Annotated in this window: 2 protein-coding genes; both read right to left on the bottom strand. The window is 70.2% G+C overall.

Annotation, left to right across the window (positions count from 1 at the left end; genetic code table 11):
* Window positions 1–42: 42 nt before the first annotated feature.
* The gene (locus AC1D15_RS34875) at window positions 43–279 is read right to left on the bottom strand and encodes a hypothetical protein (protein WP_477829678.1); all 237 of its coding nucleotides are present in this window, start codon (window positions 277–279) and stop codon (window positions 43–45) included.
* Between the two features lie 30 nt (window positions 280–309).
* On the bottom strand, window positions 310–874 hold a 565-nt coding region (locus tag AC1D15_RS34870), incomplete at its 5' end, for a FixG Ig-like domain-containing protein (protein WP_477829677.1).

Below are 874 nucleotides of genomic sequence, written 5' to 3'. Positions count from 1 at the left end.
CGGGTGCTCCGTGTCATGGCGGCTCCCGCAGGTTGATGAGGCTCAGGGCGCCGGCGTCGCGGCATGGTTGCGCGCCTGCTGCGCCGGCGCCGCCGGCGTCTTGGCCGCTGCCACGCGCGCCGCGGCACTCGACGGTTCGTCCAGCACCGGGTCGATGTGCGTCAGCGCCAGCACCATCGTCGCCACGCCGGCCACCACCACGGCGGCCGGGCCGCTGATCACCAGCCACACCATCCTGTAGCGCCACCACGGCAGCGCGATCGGTCGGGTCGGGGTCATGCTCTTCTCCTTGTCGTTGGGTGAACGTGTTCAGCGAGGCACCATGAAGGTCGATTTCTCGTGCACCTCGGCGGCAGCCTCGCTGCCCATCCGCTCGATCTCGAAGGCCAGCGGGTGGGCGCCCGGGCCGAGCGCGGCCGCGCGCTCTGGCGGCAACTGCACCCGCACCGCGAACCAGCGGGCCTCGGTCGGGCCGACCTCGACCTCCCGCGTGCTCGCGATCGTCGCCTGCTCGATGCCGGTCACGCGCACCCGGTAGCGCTGTACCGCTTCGGTCGCATTCATCACCTGCAGCCGGTAGACGTTCTCGACACGGCCGTCTTCCACCTGGCGCGCCAGCGTGCCGCGGTCGCGCACCACGTCGACCTTGAACGGCTGGCGCAATGCGATGCTCGCGACGAATCCGACCGAGATCGCGACCATCACCGCGCSATAGACCAGCACGCGCGGGCGCAACACCCGCCGCAGCATCTGCGCCTGCGTCCAGCCCTGGTTCATGCCGTTCTGCGTCGCATAGCGGATCAGCCCGCGCGGATAGTTCATCTTGTCCATCACGCCATCGCACACGTCGATGCACGCGGCGCAGCCGATGCAC

The organism is Rhizobacter sp. P2_H2 (assembly GCF_056403375.1).
The sequence above is the reverse complement of the archived record's forward strand: the minus strand, read 5'-3'. Positions and strand labels throughout refer to the sequence as shown.